Source organism: Chitinophaga agri, assembly GCF_010093065.1.
GTDB lineage: Bacteria > Bacteroidota > Bacteroidia > Chitinophagales > Chitinophagaceae > Chitinophaga > Chitinophaga agri.
The window spans coordinates 2,753,102-2,771,457 of record NZ_CP048113.1; the positions used below are offsets into that span (position 1 = coordinate 2,753,102).

Genomic DNA, 18,356 nt, shown 5'->3' on the forward strand with positions numbered 1-18,356 from the left:
ACAGAGACGATCACTATTCCGGTGTGGACAGGACCGTCCTACCTCACAGCCACTACTTTTGCTTTTTAAGCTTTTTAACTATTTGTGCCGCCTGCGCCCGGGTATTCCTCCGTTTCAGGTTCATCAGCTTATGCACAATACCTGCGACCAATCCGGCGCCTACGTACAGTCCCAGGGTCAGTAACTGGGTCTTTCCTGTTTCATTGCTATACTCTTTCGACAGACCAATCTTCCCTGGCAGCGCAAGGGCGCCGATGCCGGCCATTAATCCCAGTGCAGCACCCGTCAGGATACTGTTCTTAGGGTTCATACCCACCAGGGCATAATAACCGGCATTACCCGCGATATCACCCATCATTGTGGAATAATAAAGCTTCTTCTTACCAGGTACCTCCATGCCCGCACTATCCAATGTCTTACCCAGTGCTTCCATGCCCAGTTTATCCATCCGGGGCGCATGCGACACATTGTTTTTTAATGTCTGATGAGCCACTGTCAGCGCAACAGCACTTACCAGTCCGCTAGTCATTGATGCTACTGTTTTCATAATCTTCTTTTCAGTATAAAAGACAAAAAGCGGGCCTTTACGGACTAATAGCTGGCCGCCACCACCTGCCTGTTGATGTACATCCTCAAATAGCGGTTTTTAAGGACAATACAGCCATGTTCAGCCTGGTGGTGATGTATAACGAAGAAGGCGCACCAGTAATGAACTGATGCGCCTTGTTTCTATAAATAAATAAGTACTATTTCACCAATGCGGGATTATACAACTTTGCATTATCCTCACGCAGTTTGTCTACCGGGAACTTATCCACCTTACGATCATAGGTCATAAAACCATTGATCTCTCCCTCTACATCTGTCGTTTGTGTATACACTGCTGCTGACAGCCCTAACGGGATCAGCTGGGCAATTCTCTTCGTGAAGTCCTGGTAACGTCTGAACATATCCTCAGAAGTCTTGAAAGACTGGTAACCCCAGTTCTTGTTCTTCTGCCAGGTGTGTCCTTCTACCGGCAGGCCGAGACCACCAAACTCACCCAATACCAGGATCTGCTTAGCACCAAAGAGCTCCGGACTTGGCATAGCAGGATGCGGATAGTTATGTAAATCAAGGATATGACCAGTGATATAGAAGTTACCACCACTGGCGCTGTTCACCAGTCTTGACGGATCTTTCTTCATGGTCCATTCAGTGATCTCTACTGTCTTAAACTGTCCCCATGCCTCATTGAATGGTATCCATACTACGATACTGGGATAGTTATGCAGTGCATCCATGATGGCTGTCCACTCCTTACGATAATAGCCTTCCGATGCAGGTGTACGGTCTTTGTCGGTCTGATTATCCAGGATACCAATGCGGTTCTCCCAGCCATTACCTCTGTCGCCGCTTGGCATATCCTGCCACAGCAGCATACCTACCTTATCACAATAAGCATAGTAAGTAGCAGGTTCTACTTTGATATGCTTCCGGATCATGTTAAAGCCCATTTTCTTCAGCTGATCAACATCATATATCATCGCTTCATAAGTAGGCGGTGTGTATAATCCGTCAGGCCACCAGCCCTGGTCCAGCGGACCATACTGGAACAGGAATTTATTATTCAGCATCATCCGTTGAATACCCGCAGCATCTTTTGCCATGGATATTTTACGCATTGCGAAATAACTTTTGATCGCATCAACAGGCTTGTTGTTCCGTACGAGTGTCACTTTCAGGTCATACAGGAAAGGGTTGGACGGAGACCACAGTTTTTCATCTGATAAGGTAATAACCGCTGTTTCCTTTGCGCCGGTCTGTTGCTGTGCAACCACCTTACCGCCTTCCAGGACTTCTATTTTCAGGTTATCACCAGCCTGCACGTTCTGTACATCAGCGGAGATCGTAAGGGTGTGTTTGTCAATATCCGGTGTTTGTTTGGTAGAAGCGATGTATGTCTTTGGAACAGCTTCCAGCCATACCGTTTGCCAGATGCCCGTTACCGGCGTATACCAGATGCCTTCTGGTTTTACCACCTGCTTTCCCGCTGGCTGCGGACCCTCATCTGTCGGGTCCCATACGCGTACCGTAATGTCCTGTTTCGCACCTTTCTTCAGGAATGCAGTGATGTTAAAGCTGAAAGGATCATATCCTCCTTCGTGTTTACCAACGCTGGTACCATTGACGAATACCTCGGTTTGCCAGTCAACGGCGCCGAAGTGCAGCAGTACGTCCTTGTTCTTCATTCCTGCAGGAATGCTGATCGTGGTTTTATACCACAGCAAGCTGTCCTTTCCCACATTACGTCCTACGCCCGATAATGCAGATTCTACCGCATAAGGTACCAGGATACTACCATCATACTTAGATGGCTGTGGCTGAGATTTTTCAGTAATAGCATAACTCCAGAGACCATTGAGATTTTGCCAGTTGTTACTTCTAACCAGCATCGGACGTGGATATTCAGGCAAAGGTGCTTTAGGATCTACCTTTTCTGCCCATTGGGTTACAATTCTGTCTTTGATCAGCTGCCACTGTTGCTGCCGCTGGGCTTGTACAGCCGAAGCGATGCAGACAGATGACAACAGACAGGATACAAGTTTTTTCATACATGATAGATTGTGGGGGCTAAATCTAATCAAATGTTTTGAAAGGTGCTAGTCCCTTATGCACAGGTCTTTCCGTTTAGAATCCATTAACAATTCCCTATTCCGCAGATATGATGTACATTAAGGTAAATATCCACCTATGTTCAAACGCCTCCTTTCCCTCACCTTTTTACTGTTAATCTTTTCAAGTGCATGGGCGCAGCGACCTACTGCAGAAGACTATCAGATCTATTCCCTGTTAATTAACACTTATACCCAAAGACCTGATTCCATAAAACAGGTCCGTCATGTATCGATCGTACGGAATTTATATATGGGAGGTGAACCCCGCTCTTTGGCTGAAGATATTCAAAGCGACATCCTTACTTCACCCGGTTCAGCACTTCTGCTGCTACACCATTTTCCTTTACCGTCAGTTTCTTTTCTTTGTCAAATTCGAATGTCAGATCACGTTCTTTATCAAAGAAAACACCTTCCTTTTCAGCGAAGATGCTGAACTCCTTCCCTCCTATTTTTAGTATTAACTGCCCATCCTTCGGAAATATTGCTGCATCGGCTGTTTGAGGTCCTTTATACCTGCCTGCATATGTTTGCAGCAATGCTGCCGGCAACAGTACAACCTTTCTCCTGCTATGATATACAGCGGGTCCGTGGTCATAGCTCAGTACATTTTTCATCTTCCATTGTCCGTCTCTCTTTAACCAGAGATGTGTAAACTTTGCCTGTCCGTCTAATCTGGGTCCCTTACCTGTTTCCACGATATAAAACACATGTTCTCCATGCAATATCGCTCCATAAATAACCTGGTCTTTCTTCAACGGAAATACCTTATACGATCCTTCTACCGGCTCCCGTTTCAGATGCCAGCTGTTATTACCGCACAGGTTCTTACTGAATGTAGCCGCCAGAGAAGCCAATCCGATATTAGCGCCTCCCTTGTCATGATAGAATTCTACATCCTCTGTAAAAAAAGAAGCCATCGCCGTTGTGTCACAGCGGTTGTAGGCATCCCAGAACAGGCTATCCTGTTTGGTGATCAATGCCAATAAATCCTGATCGGTTTGCTGGGCAGATAATACCTGGCAGCAGCATAATAAAAGAAAGGAAAGGAATGTCTTCATGGTAACCGGGGTTTATACTACAAATTATGTATAAAACGGTGATCATGCAAATATGTGAAAATACCAGACCTGTTTTTTATCTTGAGTAAAACGTTAACATATCATGATCAGATACCTGCTGTTATTCCTCCTGCTACCTGTATGCGCGTTCTCCCAGCCCGACCGTAAGCTGGAAAAAGGTTTACGGGATATTATTGCCGGCTTTCAGGGAGATGTAGGCATTTATGTCAGGAATCTGAAGACCGGCCGCTATGTGGATATCAATGCGGATACGATCTTTCCTACGGCCAGTATTGTAAAGGTACCTATCCTTGTAGGTGTATTCGACAAAATTGAAAAAGGTGAGCTGACCTATCATCAGCCACTTATTTACCGGGATTCTATCAAATATGGCGGCTCCGGACTGATGCAGTTCTTTAAAGACAGTACAGAGACAGAACTAAGCGTACTGCTGGCCCTGATGATGTCCTACAGCGATAACACGACCTCTCTCTGGAATCAGGCATTGGCTGGCGGCGGACAACGCATCAATGAACTCATGGCACAATACGGCCTGACAGTGACCCGTGTCAACTCGCGCACTCCCGGTAGGGAAGCATTCAGGACCACTTACGGATGGGGCATGACTACACCCCGTGAGATGGCGGAACTGGTGGTAAAGATCAGAAATGGTGCAGTTATCAGTAAAGACGCTTCTGCCAGGATGTACCGGCTGATGTCACATGGCTATTATGATGAAACAGGGTTGTCGCAGATCCCTCCGTACGTGCAGGCAGTCCATAAAACAGGCTCGGTAGATGCCTCAAGATCAGAAGTCATCCTGGTCAATGCACCGCATGGTGAATATGTGTTTTATGTAGGTACGAAGAACAACAAGGATCAGCGCTGGACGGATGATAATGAAGCAGAAAAACTGATCATAAAGATTTCGGGATATCTGTGGAAATATTATGAGAATTAGGAATTAGGAATTTCCTGTACCAAATGCCAGTTATATTAACCAAAAGCGCTCCCGGACACTGGTGAAATGCCTCAAAAGTGTGTAATTTTTGAGGGCAATTCTCCAATATCCAGGAGCGCTTTTTATTATGTTGTCAGGAACTTTGTTCTGCTTAATTCCTACTTTCCGGTTCCGACTTCTGCTAGCATTCTGAATAGTCAGAAGAAAACTTCCCATTGATAGCATACAGCTTATCAATCCTGATCTCCGTCTGATCTTCCATTTTCAGCCATTGCAGACCATCGCGTTCAAAGACGCTCTCGATGAATCCATTCGCACGGGTAACACCACTATCTTCGTATAAAATTCCTACCTTTTCCTTCTTCTGAAAAAGCTCCATAACATATGGATAAAAAGTACCGCCTGCCGGAATTGTTTCTCTCTTGTCCATGGTGATCATTTTTTGATAATACAAATCTACCTATTACCCGTGATAGGTTACACTATCAACCGTAAAAAGTATAAATAGTGCCAAGATTTGTATAAATCATCCAACAGGAAGGAGAAGGATATCACGGATACAGCACCTGTGCTGCCTGTTTATCTTTTGTTGACAGCACTGTCGCGCCGCTGCCGCACTGACCACCATTCATCAGGGAGGAAGCATCCGTACCACCTACACCAGGAACAGATGTAGCGGATGATTCACCGATGGAAGACCAGTTGGTATGTCTGAAAGAAACGTTGTGACCCATTTCATGACAGATCGTGCGGGCGCGCTGTGCAAAGCTGTTGCCGGCAATATAGGCTTTATTGATACGGATCGTACTACCTGCGCGGCCACCGGAAGGGAAAGTACCTGAGCCACAAACACCGGAACCCAGGTTACTGTCTACGATCAGTACATCATAGGAAGAACCTGTTACGATGGTCCAGTTAATAGAACAGCCGGAGATAGCATTCCACTGAGCGATCGCGGAAGAGATCTCTGAGTTCATAGACGTCATAGAAGCATCTACTTTGAGACGGATGTTCACCACATTAGCTGCTGATACCAGGCTACCGGTATAGAACTGTTCTGTCTTTACCTTGCCGCTCGGTACTTCCATGTTTTTAGGGAAAGAGATGTCACCTTCAGCAATAAATTCATTTTCTTTTTCTACTACTTCGCTATCCGGGAATCCCAGGTCACGGATGTAGGCGCGTACTTTTTGTGCGTTGTCATACTCTGTCTGTGGTGCATCAGGACCTTCAGCAGATTTTTTACAGGCTGTAAAACAAATAGCCAACAGGATTACCAGCGGGAAAAACATGTTTTTCATGTTACATTTTGGTTTTTTAGTGAAAGATTAGGGTAAGAAATAAGCGTTTTTTTTCGCGCAGAACAGCATCACCATGCAGGATACATGGCGCATTACAGGGAAATGTCATTCCCGTATCAATAAGGATCAATACATCATACTACAGCATTTATGAAATGTCAGGTATACTTCAGGCTCTCAACAAAAGTTCTGCGAAATGTTTGACAGTGCTACGATTTAGATTTGGTTTGACAGATTCGGGTTTCAACAATGTTACAAATATTTATTGATGAATAGAAGTGCTTTAATTAGGCTGATGAGAGCAAATATCAGTGGAATGTGTTAATACGTGTGCTCAGTTAAATACATTTCCTCCCTTCCGGCGCATACCAGGGAGGAAATGTATACTACAACGTGCTGCCTATATCAATACACCACCGCCATCGACAGTGATGATCTGTCCTGTGGCAAAATGCTGTTGCATCATATAGAGGAACGTTTGTGCAATATCATCCGGCACGCCAATCCGTTTTGATGGAAGCGCATTACCAATGGTTGTGAAAAGGTTTTCCCTGTCGGTTTCCGGCATACCGTTCCAGAGATTGGTTCTTACGATACCAGGGGCTACAAGATTCACCCTTACAGGTGCCAGTTCTACCGCCATGGCACGGGTAAAGCCCTCCATGGCACTACAGATACTGGCAGCGACGCCCCATCCGGCATTGGGGCGCTGCCCTGCAATACCGCCGGTCAGGTTAATAGAACCGCCTTTCCGGATATGCGGAGCACCATATTTTACGGCCGCGAAGGCACCCCAGTAACGCACGTTAAAGAACCGTTGTGCATCTGTCAGTACGGTACTGCCGATCTCATTTAATACCAGGTTTTCCCCGGCAGTATATACCAGGTGATCAAAGGGGCCGATGCCATCAAAAAAAGCCTGAATATTTGCCTCCTGTGCAAGGTCCACAGCATACCCTTCACTGCCCGCCGGCAATTGTTTCAATGCCTCATTGATCCGCACCTGATTGCCTGATACGATCACTACTTTCGCGCCTGCTGCCGCTGCAGCGATAGCAGTTGACAGTCCGATACCTGAACTGGCACCGAGGATCACTATACGCTGGCCTTCCAATGTCTGTCTGTTTGTCTGTTTCTCCATGATTACACTTTCTTTTTTTTGATACATCAAAGGTCGCCTGCGACAAAATTGATCTACTGAACAAATGGTAAAAACGGTTTAAATGCATCAAATTCCAGATATTTGTTACATGGACAACCAGCTACTTCATTACCTGCAACTCGGGCCTTCCTTTTCAGCAGCAGACCGGCAGGAGATCGCAGATGCATTTGAACAAAAGACTTTCCGGGAAGGGGAAGTGCTCTTTCCGTCAAATCATATCTGCCGTCAGTTGTTCTTCGTTTGCAAAGGAGTATTAAGGATACTGGTATTGGGCGATAACGGAAATGAAGTGACCCACTATTTCATCAATGAAAACCATTTTTGCACGATCCTGAACAGCTTTAATCAGCAGGTAGCTGCGCATGAATCTATTTTAGCTGCCTGCGATGCGGAAATAATGGCCATAGACCGGGACCGCCTGCTGGCGTTGTACGCTACCTATCCATTGCTGAAAACAGCGGTGGACCAACGTATCCAACAGGCCCTGCTGGAAAAGATCAATACACGCAATGCTTACCTTGGAATGGATTCTTCTGCACGGTATCAGCGCTTCCTGGAAAAGCAACCGGATGTAGCCAGCAGGGTACAGTTGCGAGATATTGCTTCCTACCTGGGCATTACCCCGCAATCCCTCAGCCGGATCAGGCGAAACAGGTTGTAGATAAGCCATCCATCCCTATCACCAGCCTGTTCATCTAAAATGAAATGTTAATATTATCCTGTATTCTTGCTTATCTTTTTTCGCTGTCATAGATTGAGCCTGCAATGAGTAATTCTACCCTACTACTGAGAACATTATTGATAATCATACTTGTCCTGACCGGCAGCATTGCCTCCGCACAGCAGATAAGGGTATATGGTACCGTGTATGACCGTACGGGACGATTCGGTATGCCATCGGTAAGTGTTATGAATTCGGCAGGTGGAGGTACTGTAACTGATTCACTGGGACGCTACAGTTTAAAAATGGATAAAGCGGACTCCATCAGCTTCTCTTACCAGGGAAAAGCCACCATGAAGATCCCTGTTACAGAAATACCCCCTAACAGGCCGTTTGACTCAAAGATACATGTGGATGTGACCACACTACCCACCGTTGTTGTAGAAGAGAAAATAAGGAGCTATCAGGCCGATTCTATCGCCAACAGAATGGAGTACCAGAAGGTATTTAACTTTCATACGGATTATATCACTACCGGAAGTACCGTTGTCGGGTTAAACCTCGACGCATTGCTCACCATGCGTAAGAACAGAAGAATGGACAAGTTCAGGAATGAACTGGAAGAGCTGGAGCGCCAGAAATATATAGACCACCGGTTTAACAGGGCACTGGTGAAAAAGCTCACGGGTCTGGATTCTACTGCACTTAACTCATTTATGGAGCGATACCGGCCTACCTACGAACTCCTGTTCACTTTTGATACCGAATACGACTATTTCAGGTACATCAAAGACCTGGGACGTTATTTTAAACACGACTGGAAACAAACCCATCCGGATCCCCACTGAGCCCCTGTTAAAAAGACCTTCGGACAGATACGCGTTTATAGCTGATAGTCGCTATATTTATACAATAATACCGCGACTTGAGATTAACTATCACGACTATGAAATGGCTTAAGAATGTCCTGGCCAGGTTGTATGCTATTTACGCACTGCTCTTGTTTATCTGCTCCATGCTGATCATGCTGCTGCCTATGTGGCTGGTCTCCCTGCTTCCTTTTCCCCGGAACATACGTTATTTCATGGCCCTGGGCCGTGGCTGGATGTATATATTCATGCCACTGCTATGCTGCCCCGTGCGTGTGAAAGGCAGGAAACATTTTGATGCTGGCGGTCCGTATATCATCGTGTGCAATCACAATTCCATGATGGACGTACCCGCTACAACGTATGCGATTCCCGGGCCCAGTAAAAGTCTGGCGAAAGAAGAAATGAAGAAGGTGCCTATATGGGGTATTATGTACAAGGTAGGCTCCGTACTGGTGAACAGGCACGATCCGGAAAGCAGGAAACGCAGTGTGGCAGAAATGAAGGAAGTGCTGCAGCACAATGTAAACATGCTCCTTTATCCTGAGGGTACCCGGAATAAGACAGATCAGCCACTGAAATCCTTTTACGACGGCGCATTCGCCCTGGCGATTGAAACGCAGCGCCCCATTCTGCCGGCAGTGATCTTTAACACCCGTAAAATACTGCCACCCGGCAAAGCTTTCTATGCATTGCCACATGCGATAGACTTTCATTTTCTGTCTCCCGTCAGCACAACAGGGCTCACACCCGATGATGTGGAATTATTAAGAGAAAAGGTGTTTAAGATCATGTGGGACCACATTGAACAACATCAGTCAGCATAAACTTAACTGTATATAAAAGCAAGAGGGGCGCATATGATACCATATACGCCCCTCTTGCTTTTATATCTTTTGCTATCCGGGTAGCTACAAATCGTAGAACGTTCGCGATCGGTTGATCCTCAGGTCTCTCAGGATGCCTGATTTCGGACTGATCGTGATGCTGAACTGACGGTAAGTACCGATCGGCACCAGGTTGATCGACATCTGCCAGCAGTGAAGGTCACGGGAGATGTACATATTGGTGTAAGCGATCTTCCTATCGGAGAAGTTGTAACCACTGCTCAAACCGATCTTCCATTTTGGTGTCAGACTGAAGTCACCGTTGAAGGAGACATATTGCTGGAAGGAAGATACCAATCCTCCGGAATCCGCCTGAATTTGTTTCGAATAGTTTAAGCTATAGGACAGATCGACTTTCCACGGAATATCAAAGTCCACATACTCACCCGGATTCCTTCTCACCTGCTCCAGCTGACGCTGTTGCGCCTGGAAGGCCGCATCTGTGCTCTGGTCATTCTCTATATTATTGATCTGTTGTTCTTTCTCCTTGCTTTTTTTATCGGATGAGGTGAAGGAAGTGCTCATGGCAATATTTGCCTGTGTCAGACGACCCAGGCTGAGCTTACCTTCCTGCCATACATACCTGTCGATACGGACACCTCTTGCATTCACCTCATAAGGATCCAGCGTACCACTGGCCGAAACGTTCAGTTTATCAAACAGGTTGGTACGTGCATAGAGGCTGAACGGAGATAACTTATATTCTTTCGCCAGCAGGTTATAGGAACCATTGATACCAAAACCATCCAGCAGTTTGATCTTCTTCTCCTTGTTGGCGGAGGTATCTTTCTTCGAATAGACCTTCATTTCCAGGTTGTTATCCAATCCGAAGGAGATCGATCCGGACCTGCCTTCTGAAGGTACGCCGACAGAAGAGCTGGTAAAGTAAGATTGTCTGAGGCTGTCACCGTCCCTGTTATACTTCAGGGTATAGTATGCGGCAGCGGCCAGGTCAGGCGCATAACTTGCACTGATCGTAGGCCTCATCACGTGTCTGATGGCCTTCACCTTGGAAGTTTTGCTGAACTGGTACATACCATATATAGCGGTAGACAATGAGACACTTGCACTGGCCTGACGGGCGCTGAAGAAGCCTGACTGGTAGGAGGTATCAATACCGCCGAGTGAATCTACCGACACACGTTTATTCGGATTCCACTGTCTGATCGTTTTCTTAGTAAACCAGAATTCTGAATAGCTTACACCCGGAGAGAGGGTAAAGTTCTTCATCACCGGGATGGAGAAGGAAATAGGCACGCTATGTTTTACGCCGGATTGTAATGCATCGAACATTTTCGGCTTACCAAACACAGAATCTTTAAACTGTACGCTGTTATTCAGTGTACCATTATAGCCTATACCCAGTTTATGATACCATTTAGCCCTGCCCACCACTTCTTTCGGCTGGAACGGGTACAGCGTATTCATGGTGAAGGTGGCAGAAGGGAACGAGATATTTACATCCCTGGTGCTCAGGTTCTGGTAATGTGATAAGCTGGAGGTAAAGTTGAAAGGCTTACCCTGCCAGGTCTTTGAAAAGTTGATCGAGGAACTCAGGTTATTGTTCACACGGCTGGCATAGTCATACACGTTAAAGGTGTTAAAGCTGGCCGTACCGAAGTTCACGCTGGCGCCGAACGTAACACCCGGACGGGCCTTACTGTCCATACTATGGTTCCAGGTGATGCGGAAGTCGCGTGAGCGGCTGAATTCTTCTTTTACAGAAGGGTCTCCCAGGCGGGTGTTAGAGAAACTCAGCGTCAGACCACCATTATAATGGTATCTTTTACGGTAGGTTGGGCTGGCAGTCAGCATCCAGCTACCGTAGGAGTAGATATCTCCCCGCAGGGTCATGTCAAAGTTCTCTCCGAGACCTACATAGTATCCACCATTCTGTAAGCCCATTCCTTTTTGCGCATTCACGATATAACTTGGCACCAGGATACCTGATTGTTGTCCATGTGTGATGGGGAATATGGCAAAAGGTATAAATAATGGTGTAGGCACCCCTTCAATTTCCAGGTTTGCCGGACCGGAGATCACCAGTTTGTCGGGGATGACCTTGATCTTACGGGCATTGAACTGGAAGTGTGGGGTGTCAAGGTTACAGGTCGTGTAACCATTCCTATAACCGAAGATACTGTTATCAGCTTCACGTTTCGTCTTCTGACTCAACACATATCCTTCCCCATATTGTGACCGTGTATTGATGATCATGGCCCGATGTGACGCGATGTTCACCCTCAGCGTATCAGAGTCGAATGCTTGTCCGTTATCTTCCAGCTGTGGGCGGCCATATGGTTTACCCGCAGTATCAGAGGCAGTAGTTGCTTCCATTACACCAGTAGCCTGATCATACATCATACGTTCGGCGTTCAGCGTGGTTTTCTGGTACTTGGTATTAGCAGTACCATAGAAATAGAAACGTTTGTCCGGCACGAGGAGTACGATAGAATCCTTAGCTTTATAGGTAATAGGCGCTTCAAGACTGTCCTTTGAGATCTTCGGCACATACAGACTATCTGTACCGGTGCTATCAGTACTGACAGGGAAGCTGTCAGTAATAGGCTCTTCAGCAGGTACAGGGAGCGCGGGCGCTTTCGGAATAAGGGAATCACCGGCCCGGCGACTGGTATCGCGTGGCACAGTATCTGTGAAACTTTTGTTAAAACGGACTCCGGCATTTGGCGCGGGAGTTGCTACTGCGTTTATTATAAAAGGAACGACAATTAAGATACCCACAAAAAGCGGGTATATCTGTCGTAAAAACTTTTTATAATTATTTTTGTAATTCAGGTGCATGTGTTAAGCGGGCACAAACCTACAAGATTTTAGACAAATTATTATCAATTGTAAAACGAATTTGAGTGCCAGGCCAAACAAAGCATCCGGTCATTTATCGACGACAAAATACGAACGACTGTTCATGGATCAAAGCGGACGCTGCGATCTTTGCACAATTTAACACAATACTAACGCCCATTAAATTATATAAAAACTGAGTCATGCGCTGGAACCGATTTTGGATCTTTTTAGGATGTGCCATCTTTCTCGGCACGATCCTGCTTTATGCTACGAACCGACCGTCAATAGGTAAAAAACAAAATCCTCCCCTCAGGACTATCGTGATCGATCCGGGCCATAGTGCCCAGACACCTGGAGCCCGTGGTAAATACTCCACCGAAGAAGGGGTTGTACTGGACGTCGCGCTGAAACTGGGGAAACTGATAGAGGAGAATATGAAGGATGTACGTGTAGTTTATACACGTAAAACCAGGAATGCCCTGGGTTCTACCCTCCGTGCCGACCTGAATGAGCGGGCGATTATTGCCAACAGGGAAAAAGGAGACCTTTTTATTTCGATTCACTGTAACTCTGCCGGCCCTACCCGCAAAGTAACCGGTTACAAAACCGTTTATGTGAAGAAAGGCAAAAAGAAAGTTCCTGTAAAAAGAGCGATCTACGCCACCTCTCCCAGTACTGCACAGGGTACCGAGACCTATGTGTGGGCTACCGGAAAGAACAATGCCAAGACAGAATCACTGAAAGAAAGCTCTGTAATCATGCTGGACGCCAATTCGGAAGATGCGAATTCCGTATTGGATATGTCTGATCCTGAAACCTTTATATTATTGAACACCCTCCGTAACGCCTATTTTGATCAGAGCCTCCGACTGTCTACGCTTATTGAAGATGAATTTACCGGTGTAGGCCGTATCAGCCGTGGCGCCCGTCAACGCGATGAAAAAGGGATATGGGTACTCCAGGCGACCGCTATGCCGAGCGTACTGGTGGAACTGGGCTTCATCAGCAATCCGGAAGAAGAGGATTACCTGAACTCTGACAAGGGGCAATTGGAAGCTGCCGGCTGTATATTTAAAGCGATCAAAAAATATAAGGATGAACTGGGCCGTTACAGTGCGCCGGAAGACAGACAACAGGTATCTCCTGCTTCCGAATCCAGCTCTACCGGTTCGCCAGTCACTTACAATCCGAGATCAAGGACGAACAAGAACAGCAGCGGCAACAGGAAACCGGCCACCGCTATAGCCGCCAAAACGCCTGCTAAAACTACACCTAAACCAGCTACCCGTCAGGTAGCTGCCCGCAGGGAAGAACCCAGCAGGGCATATAAGTATGACATACAACTACTGGTCAGCGACAAAAAATACACCCGTGACGCCTCTATTTTTAATAAACTGAGAGGCACCATCCGGAAGGAACAGATTGTCAGGACCAATAAATATAAATACATCTGGGGCAGCTTTAAGTCCCAGACAGAAGTAAATGCTGCTTTGCGTCAGGCAAAGCAGCTTGGCTTCCGGAAAGCAGTGCTGGTAGGTCAGGGGAATGATAAAAAACAGCTGGCCGCAGCAACGCCAGCCCCTGCTACCCCCAGGAGCGTACCGAAGGTCAACTTTAAATATGATATCCAGTTAGTTGTCACCGAAAAAAAATATACCCGCAGCGCTCCTGTTTTCAAAGACCTTCGTGGTACTATTATCAGAGAGACCGTAGTCATCAACCGGAAGTCACTTAATAAATACACCTGGGTGAACTTCAAAACAGAAAAAGAAGCCAGCGCTGCACTTAGTAAAGCAAAAAAAGCCGGCTTCTGGAATGCGTCCATCATTAGTGCCGACAACAACCGTATAGCCAGCCGATAAGCCCCTGCCCTACCCCGTTACACCACGACATTTAACCCACCCCACGATCTCCTTTAATAATATATACCTTACTTTTTTCCCGAAAAGCTGCATATTTGCCTGCTGTTCAACAGAACGGTATCAGATCTGGTATTGACGCCCGGCACTCCGATTGTGATTGCCCGCAACCTTTTTTGATTATTTTTGTAGCAACGTATAACGTATTCTATGCTTAAAGTATCTAATGAAACCAAAGTGGGCGTTCTTGCAGCTGTCTCGATTGCGCTGTTAATTTTGGGTTTTAATTTGTTAAAAGGTAAAAGCCTTTTTTCAACAAGTAAGAAAATTTATGCTGTATATACCCAGGTAAATGGCCTTCAGCCTTCTGCTACCGTACAGGTAAACGGACTGGTAGTGGGTAGTGTGGCTAACCTGGAGATCATGGATAAGAATGCAGGCAGGATCCTTGTAGAACTGAGGATCACTAAAAAGATCGATATCCCTCAGAACTCTGTAGCACGCATTTCCAGCGACCTGCTGGGTACCAAGACCGTGCAGATAGACTTTGGTAACGCCAATGCCTATCTTCAGAGCGGCGATACCATCTATGCTGCTGTAGACGGCTCTATTACAGATGCACTGAAAGAACAACTCAACCCGCTCGTAAAAAAACTGGAGGGTACCCTGGGTTCCGTAGATTCTGTACTGATGACTGTCAATTCCATCTTCGATCCGGGTACCAAAGGCAACCTGCGCGAAGCGATCGCTCACCTGAACACCACGATGAGCAACTTTACCCAGACTTCCGCATCCCTTAATCATCTGCTGGATCCTAAACATGGTAAAGTGACGGCGACCTTCGACAACCTGGAAGCACTGACAGCCAATCTGAAAAACAATAACGACAAGATCACTGCCATATTGGGTAACGCAGAAAAAACAACTGCTGCCCTTGCCAACGGGGAACTGGATAAAACACTGGGAGAATTACACCAGCTGTCTGTCCGCCTGAATGAAACGATCGCAAAACTCAATAGTACAGACGGTTCTGTAGGCCTGATGCTAAACGATAAGAAAGTGTATAACAATCTGCAGAATTCACTCGGTAACCTGAACAAACTGCTGGAAGACCTGCGCGTAAATCCAAAACGTTATGTGCATTTCTCACTGTTTGGAAAGAAATCAAAAGTACAGCCCATACCATCTGACACCGCTAAGGCACTATAATCTTGAAAATGCACCAATTAGCAAAATGCGGGCTTGTCCTGGCCGGATTGTTTCTCGGAGGTATGTTCACTGTCAAAGCGCAGGATACAACATCCGCCCGGAATGATACTACCCAGGTGATACATATCATTCAGTCTGATAAACTGAATGTACTCACGAAAGAAAACGCACAACTGAACAGGTTCATAGGCAATGCCATTTTCCGTCAGGGCAATACTTTATTCTATTGTGACAGCGCGTTGATCAACAGGGCCACCAACGTACTGGATGCCTATGGTCATATACATATTAACCAGGCCGATAGCATTCACATCTACGGAGAATACCTTCACTATGAAGGTGATACCCGTATGGCCACACTGCGCGATAATGCACGCCTGACCGATGGAAAGGTGACACTCTCTGGTCCGGAACTGCAGTATGACATGAATGCCCGCATCGGTACCTATGTCAAAGGCGGTAAACTGGTCAATGGCTCCAGCGTGCTGACCAGCCAGGAAGGTTATTACTATGCCGATACCAAAGACGTTTACTTCAATTATAACGTATTACTGGTCGATCCGCAATACACCCTGACCACCGATACCTTATTGTATAATACCGGAACGAAAATAGCCACCATCATCGCTCCTACGACCATCAATGATGGCAAGACGGTGATGTACACGACCTCGGGAGAATATAATACAGAAACCGGTGAGGGTAACTTCGACAGCAGACCCACCATTGAAGACAGTACTGCCACCATCACAGCCGACAGGATCACGATGGATAAGCGTACCGGTCTGGCCTATGCTGTTGGTAATATGGTATACCGGGACACGGCGCAGAAAATGACCCTGTTGTCCAACTACGGCACCGTAAACCAGGTGGAAAAGACCATCCTGGCAACCCAGCATCCGCTGCTTATCATGGAACGCGATAACGACACGCTCTTCATGACCGCAGACACACTCTACTCCGGTATTATCAAAAAAGATACCTTCACAGTAGCTCCGGTAAGGGCCTCCACGGACTCCGTTGCAGTAACAGAAAAAGCACCTGCCCGTGTAAAGGCCCGGCCACCGGCGCTGCCGAACATACCGGCAGGGATGCTTCCGGACGATACCAGTGCCTTTGCGAAAAAACTACGGCAGGCCGCAGGCGACAGCAGCAAACTGGTACCGGTAATGGTCGCTCCACCGGATTCTGCGCTCGTTCCACTGAAAGAAAACGCACTGGCAAAGCTGAAAGAGAAAGGCGAAGCATTGAAAAAAGATAGTCTGGCAGTAGCCGACGTGAAAGAACAGGTTATCAGTAATATTGATACTGCGCTGGCAATAGCCAAAGATACCTCGAAAGTGTTCAGACCTGCGGGTATTTCACTGGCGAAAGATTCACTGAACAACCTGAAAGCCAGGTTGCTCACACCGAAAGACACCGCCGGTTTAGCACAACTATCCGAAACTGCTGATACCAGTTCCAATGCAAACGATACTACCGAGATCCGGTTCATCAAAGCATGGCACCATGTACGTATCTATTCCGACTCCCTGCAGGGTGTGGCGGACAGTATCTATTATTCCGGTAAGGATTCCATCTTCCGTTTCTACAGAAACCCTGTACTGTGGGCGAACGAAACACAGCTGAGCGGAGATACGATCTTTATGTACACAAAGAATCAGAAGGCGGACAAACTGCTGCTGGACCAGAATGGTCTGATGGTAAAAGAGTCCGGCCCGAATATGTATAACCAGATCAAGGGCAACCAGATCACAGGCTACTTCACCGGACAGGCCATTGACTGGATGCATGTGGACGGAAATGCAGAAAGCATTTATTACGTCCAGGATGATGATAAAGCCTACATCAGTGTGAACAGAACGCTGAGTGGTGTGATCAACATCTACTTCAGGGGAGGTGAACTGAATACCATTTCATTCATCAAAGATCCGGAAGGTACCATGTATCCGTTCACGCAACGTCCGCTGGACCAGATGCAGCTGGAAAACTTCCACTGGGATATCAAACGCCGGCCTAAGAGTAAATACGAGCTGTTAGGTACAGCGGAAGACGTGAAGAAGCCTGCGGAGGAAGTTCCTAAAAAAGAGGAGGACGAATTTTGATAAAGAAATTTTTATCACCGATCTACGAGTTTTTACAGGATAGCCGTGCAGTAGGAATCATTTTGATCATCTGCACGGCTTTTTCTTTAATCCTGGCTAACAGTACATGGCAAACCGCTTACCTGGCCTGTGGCATCGGATTTACCATGTCCATTTTCATTGCCACCCTCGCCTATACGTCAGCCGACTGGCAGGTCACTTCGAAAATAGCCGTCATAGCGGCTTCGCTGGCATCAGGACTATTAGGATACTGCTATCTGCGGATAGTAAAATGAAAAATATTTTTAATAGGAAGATAATAAACTGCATCTTGGCACCGTTATTGCGAAGCAATGCAATAATTTATGAAACGTCTGTTCATAACCCTGCTGCTTGGAGTGTGCGTTCACACAGTGACTGCACAAACAAAAGGTAATCCGCAATTGGGATTACGTCTGGGCTTGCCGTTCGGTGGTACCGCACGTTATTTTTTTAATGATGCGAATGCCGTCGAAGGTATAGCCGGCGTGTATTCCGGGACCTTCACAGTGACCGGCCTCTATGAACACCATTTTGACCTGTCCCCGCAAACAATTCAGGGCTTCGGATGGTTTATAGGAGGCGGTGCACATCTGGGAACCCGCAAAACGGATGGGAATATGAAATTTATAGCGGGCGTAGACGGTATAGGAGGAATTGATTATACATTTCCTTCGCTGCCAGTAAACCTAAGTCTTGACTGGAAACCAGCTATCCACTTCAACACCTCTTCCGACCTTACAGATTTCGCTGTATCTGTCAGGTATACATTCGGAAAATAAAACAGCCTGAAAAACCTTATAC

General features: G+C 46.6%; 16 protein-coding genes. 9 read left to right on the top strand and 7 right to left on the bottom strand.

Annotated elements, in window-relative coordinates:
* Window positions 1-52 precede the first annotated feature (52 nt).
* From GWR21_RS10665 to GWR21_RS10675, 3 genes are all read right to left on the bottom strand, one after another.
* Window positions 53-547: a hypothetical protein gene (locus tag GWR21_RS10665; RefSeq protein WP_162331731.1), complete on the bottom strand. Its 495-nt coding sequence runs from the start codon at window positions 545-547 to the stop codon at window positions 53-55.
* A 199-nt stretch (window positions 548-746) separates the two neighbouring features.
* The gene (locus tag GWR21_RS10670; RefSeq protein WP_162331732.1) at window positions 747-2,594 is read right to left on the bottom strand and encodes a glycoside hydrolase family 2 protein; all 1,848 of its coding nucleotides are present in this window, start codon (window positions 2,592-2,594) and stop codon (window positions 747-749) included.
* 362 nt (window positions 2,595-2,956) lie between these two features.
* Complete coding sequence (locus GWR21_RS10675; protein ID WP_162331733.1) at window positions 2,957-3,715, bottom strand: nuclear transport factor 2 family protein; 759 nt, start codon at window positions 3,713-3,715, stop codon at window positions 2,957-2,959.
* Between the two features lie 103 nt (window positions 3,716-3,818).
* Here GWR21_RS10675 and GWR21_RS10680 point away from each other — a divergent pair, with 103 nt between their 5' ends.
* Window positions 3,819-4,676: a serine hydrolase gene (locus GWR21_RS10680; RefSeq protein WP_162331734.1), complete on the top strand. Its 858-nt coding sequence runs from the start codon at window positions 3,819-3,821 to the stop codon at window positions 4,674-4,676.
* Between the two features lie 181 nt (window positions 4,677-4,857).
* Here the strand turns inward: GWR21_RS10680 and GWR21_RS10685 are convergent, their stop codons facing one another.
* From GWR21_RS10685 to GWR21_RS10695, 3 genes are all read right to left on the bottom strand, one after another.
* The gene (locus tag GWR21_RS10685) at window positions 4,858-5,106 is read right to left on the bottom strand and encodes a hypothetical protein (protein ID WP_162331735.1); all 249 of its coding nucleotides are present in this window, start codon (window positions 5,104-5,106) and stop codon (window positions 4,858-4,860) included.
* Between the two features lie 121 nt (window positions 5,107-5,227).
* Window positions 5,228-5,977, bottom strand: coding sequence for a M57 family metalloprotease (locus GWR21_RS10690; protein ID WP_162331736.1), 750 nt, complete (start codon window positions 5,975-5,977; stop codon window positions 5,228-5,230).
* Between the two features lie 400 nt (window positions 5,978-6,377).
* Window positions 6,378-7,118 carry an SDR family oxidoreductase gene (locus GWR21_RS10695; RefSeq protein WP_162331737.1) on the bottom strand — a complete coding sequence of 247 codons (741 nt, stop codon included), beginning with the start codon at window positions 7,116-7,118 and terminating at the stop codon, window positions 6,378-6,380.
* An 82-nt stretch (window positions 7,119-7,200) separates the two neighbouring features.
* On the opposite strand from GWR21_RS10695, the gene GWR21_RS10700 reads away from it, so the two are divergent.
* From GWR21_RS10700 to GWR21_RS10710, 3 genes are all read left to right on the top strand, one after another.
* Window positions 7,201-7,800 carry a Crp/Fnr family transcriptional regulator gene (locus GWR21_RS10700; RefSeq protein ID WP_238430296.1) on the top strand — a complete coding sequence of 200 codons (600 nt, stop codon included), beginning with the start codon at window positions 7,201-7,203 and terminating at the stop codon, window positions 7,798-7,800.
* Window positions 7,801-7,904: 104 nt separating this feature from the next.
* Window positions 7,905-8,648, top strand: a complete 744-nt coding sequence (locus tag GWR21_RS10705; RefSeq protein WP_162331738.1) for a hypothetical protein — start codon at window positions 7,905-7,907, stop codon at window positions 8,646-8,648.
* Window positions 8,649-8,746: 98 nt separating this feature from the next.
* On the top strand, window positions 8,747-9,496 hold the full coding sequence (locus tag GWR21_RS10710; protein WP_162331739.1) for a lysophospholipid acyltransferase family protein: 750 nt from the start codon (window positions 8,747-8,749) through the stop codon (window positions 9,494-9,496).
* A gap of 84 nt (window positions 9,497-9,580) precedes the next feature.
* On the opposite strand, the gene GWR21_RS10715 is transcribed toward GWR21_RS10710, so the two are convergent.
* Window positions 9,581-12,202 carry a putative LPS assembly protein LptD gene (locus GWR21_RS10715; protein WP_162331740.1) on the bottom strand — a complete coding sequence of 874 codons (2,622 nt, stop codon included), beginning with the start codon at window positions 12,200-12,202 and terminating at the stop codon, window positions 9,581-9,583.
* 359 nt (window positions 12,203-12,561) lie between these two features.
* On the opposite strand from GWR21_RS10715, the gene GWR21_RS10720 reads away from it, so the two are divergent.
* The 5 genes from GWR21_RS10720 (at window position 12,562) to GWR21_RS10745 (ending at window position 18,334) form a co-directional block, all read left to right on the top strand.
* Window positions 12,562-14,223, top strand: coding sequence for an N-acetylmuramoyl-L-alanine amidase family protein (locus GWR21_RS10720; RefSeq protein ID WP_162331741.1), 1,662 nt, complete (start codon window positions 12,562-12,564; stop codon window positions 14,221-14,223).
* Window positions 14,224-14,430: 207 nt separating this feature from the next.
* Window positions 14,431-15,429: an MlaD family protein gene (locus GWR21_RS10725; protein ID WP_162331742.1), complete on the top strand. Its 999-nt coding sequence runs from the start codon at window positions 14,431-14,433 to the stop codon at window positions 15,427-15,429.
* Window positions 15,430-15,437: 8 nt separating this feature from the next.
* Window positions 15,438-17,534, top strand: coding sequence for an OstA-like protein (locus GWR21_RS10730; protein WP_162331743.1), 2,097 nt, complete (start codon window positions 15,438-15,440; stop codon window positions 17,532-17,534).
* Window positions 17,531-17,809, top strand: a complete 279-nt coding sequence (locus GWR21_RS31355; RefSeq protein WP_202929078.1) for a Na+/H+ antiporter NhaA — start codon at window positions 17,531-17,533, stop codon at window positions 17,807-17,809. Before GWR21_RS10730 ends, GWR21_RS31355 begins: the two co-directional genes overlap by 4 nt.
* 69 nt (window positions 17,810-17,878) lie before the next feature.
* On the top strand, window positions 17,879-18,334 hold the full coding sequence (locus tag GWR21_RS10745; RefSeq protein WP_162331744.1) for a hypothetical protein: 456 nt from the start codon (window positions 17,879-17,881) through the stop codon (window positions 18,332-18,334).
* The last annotated feature ends 22 nt before the right edge of the window (window positions 18,335-18,356 follow it).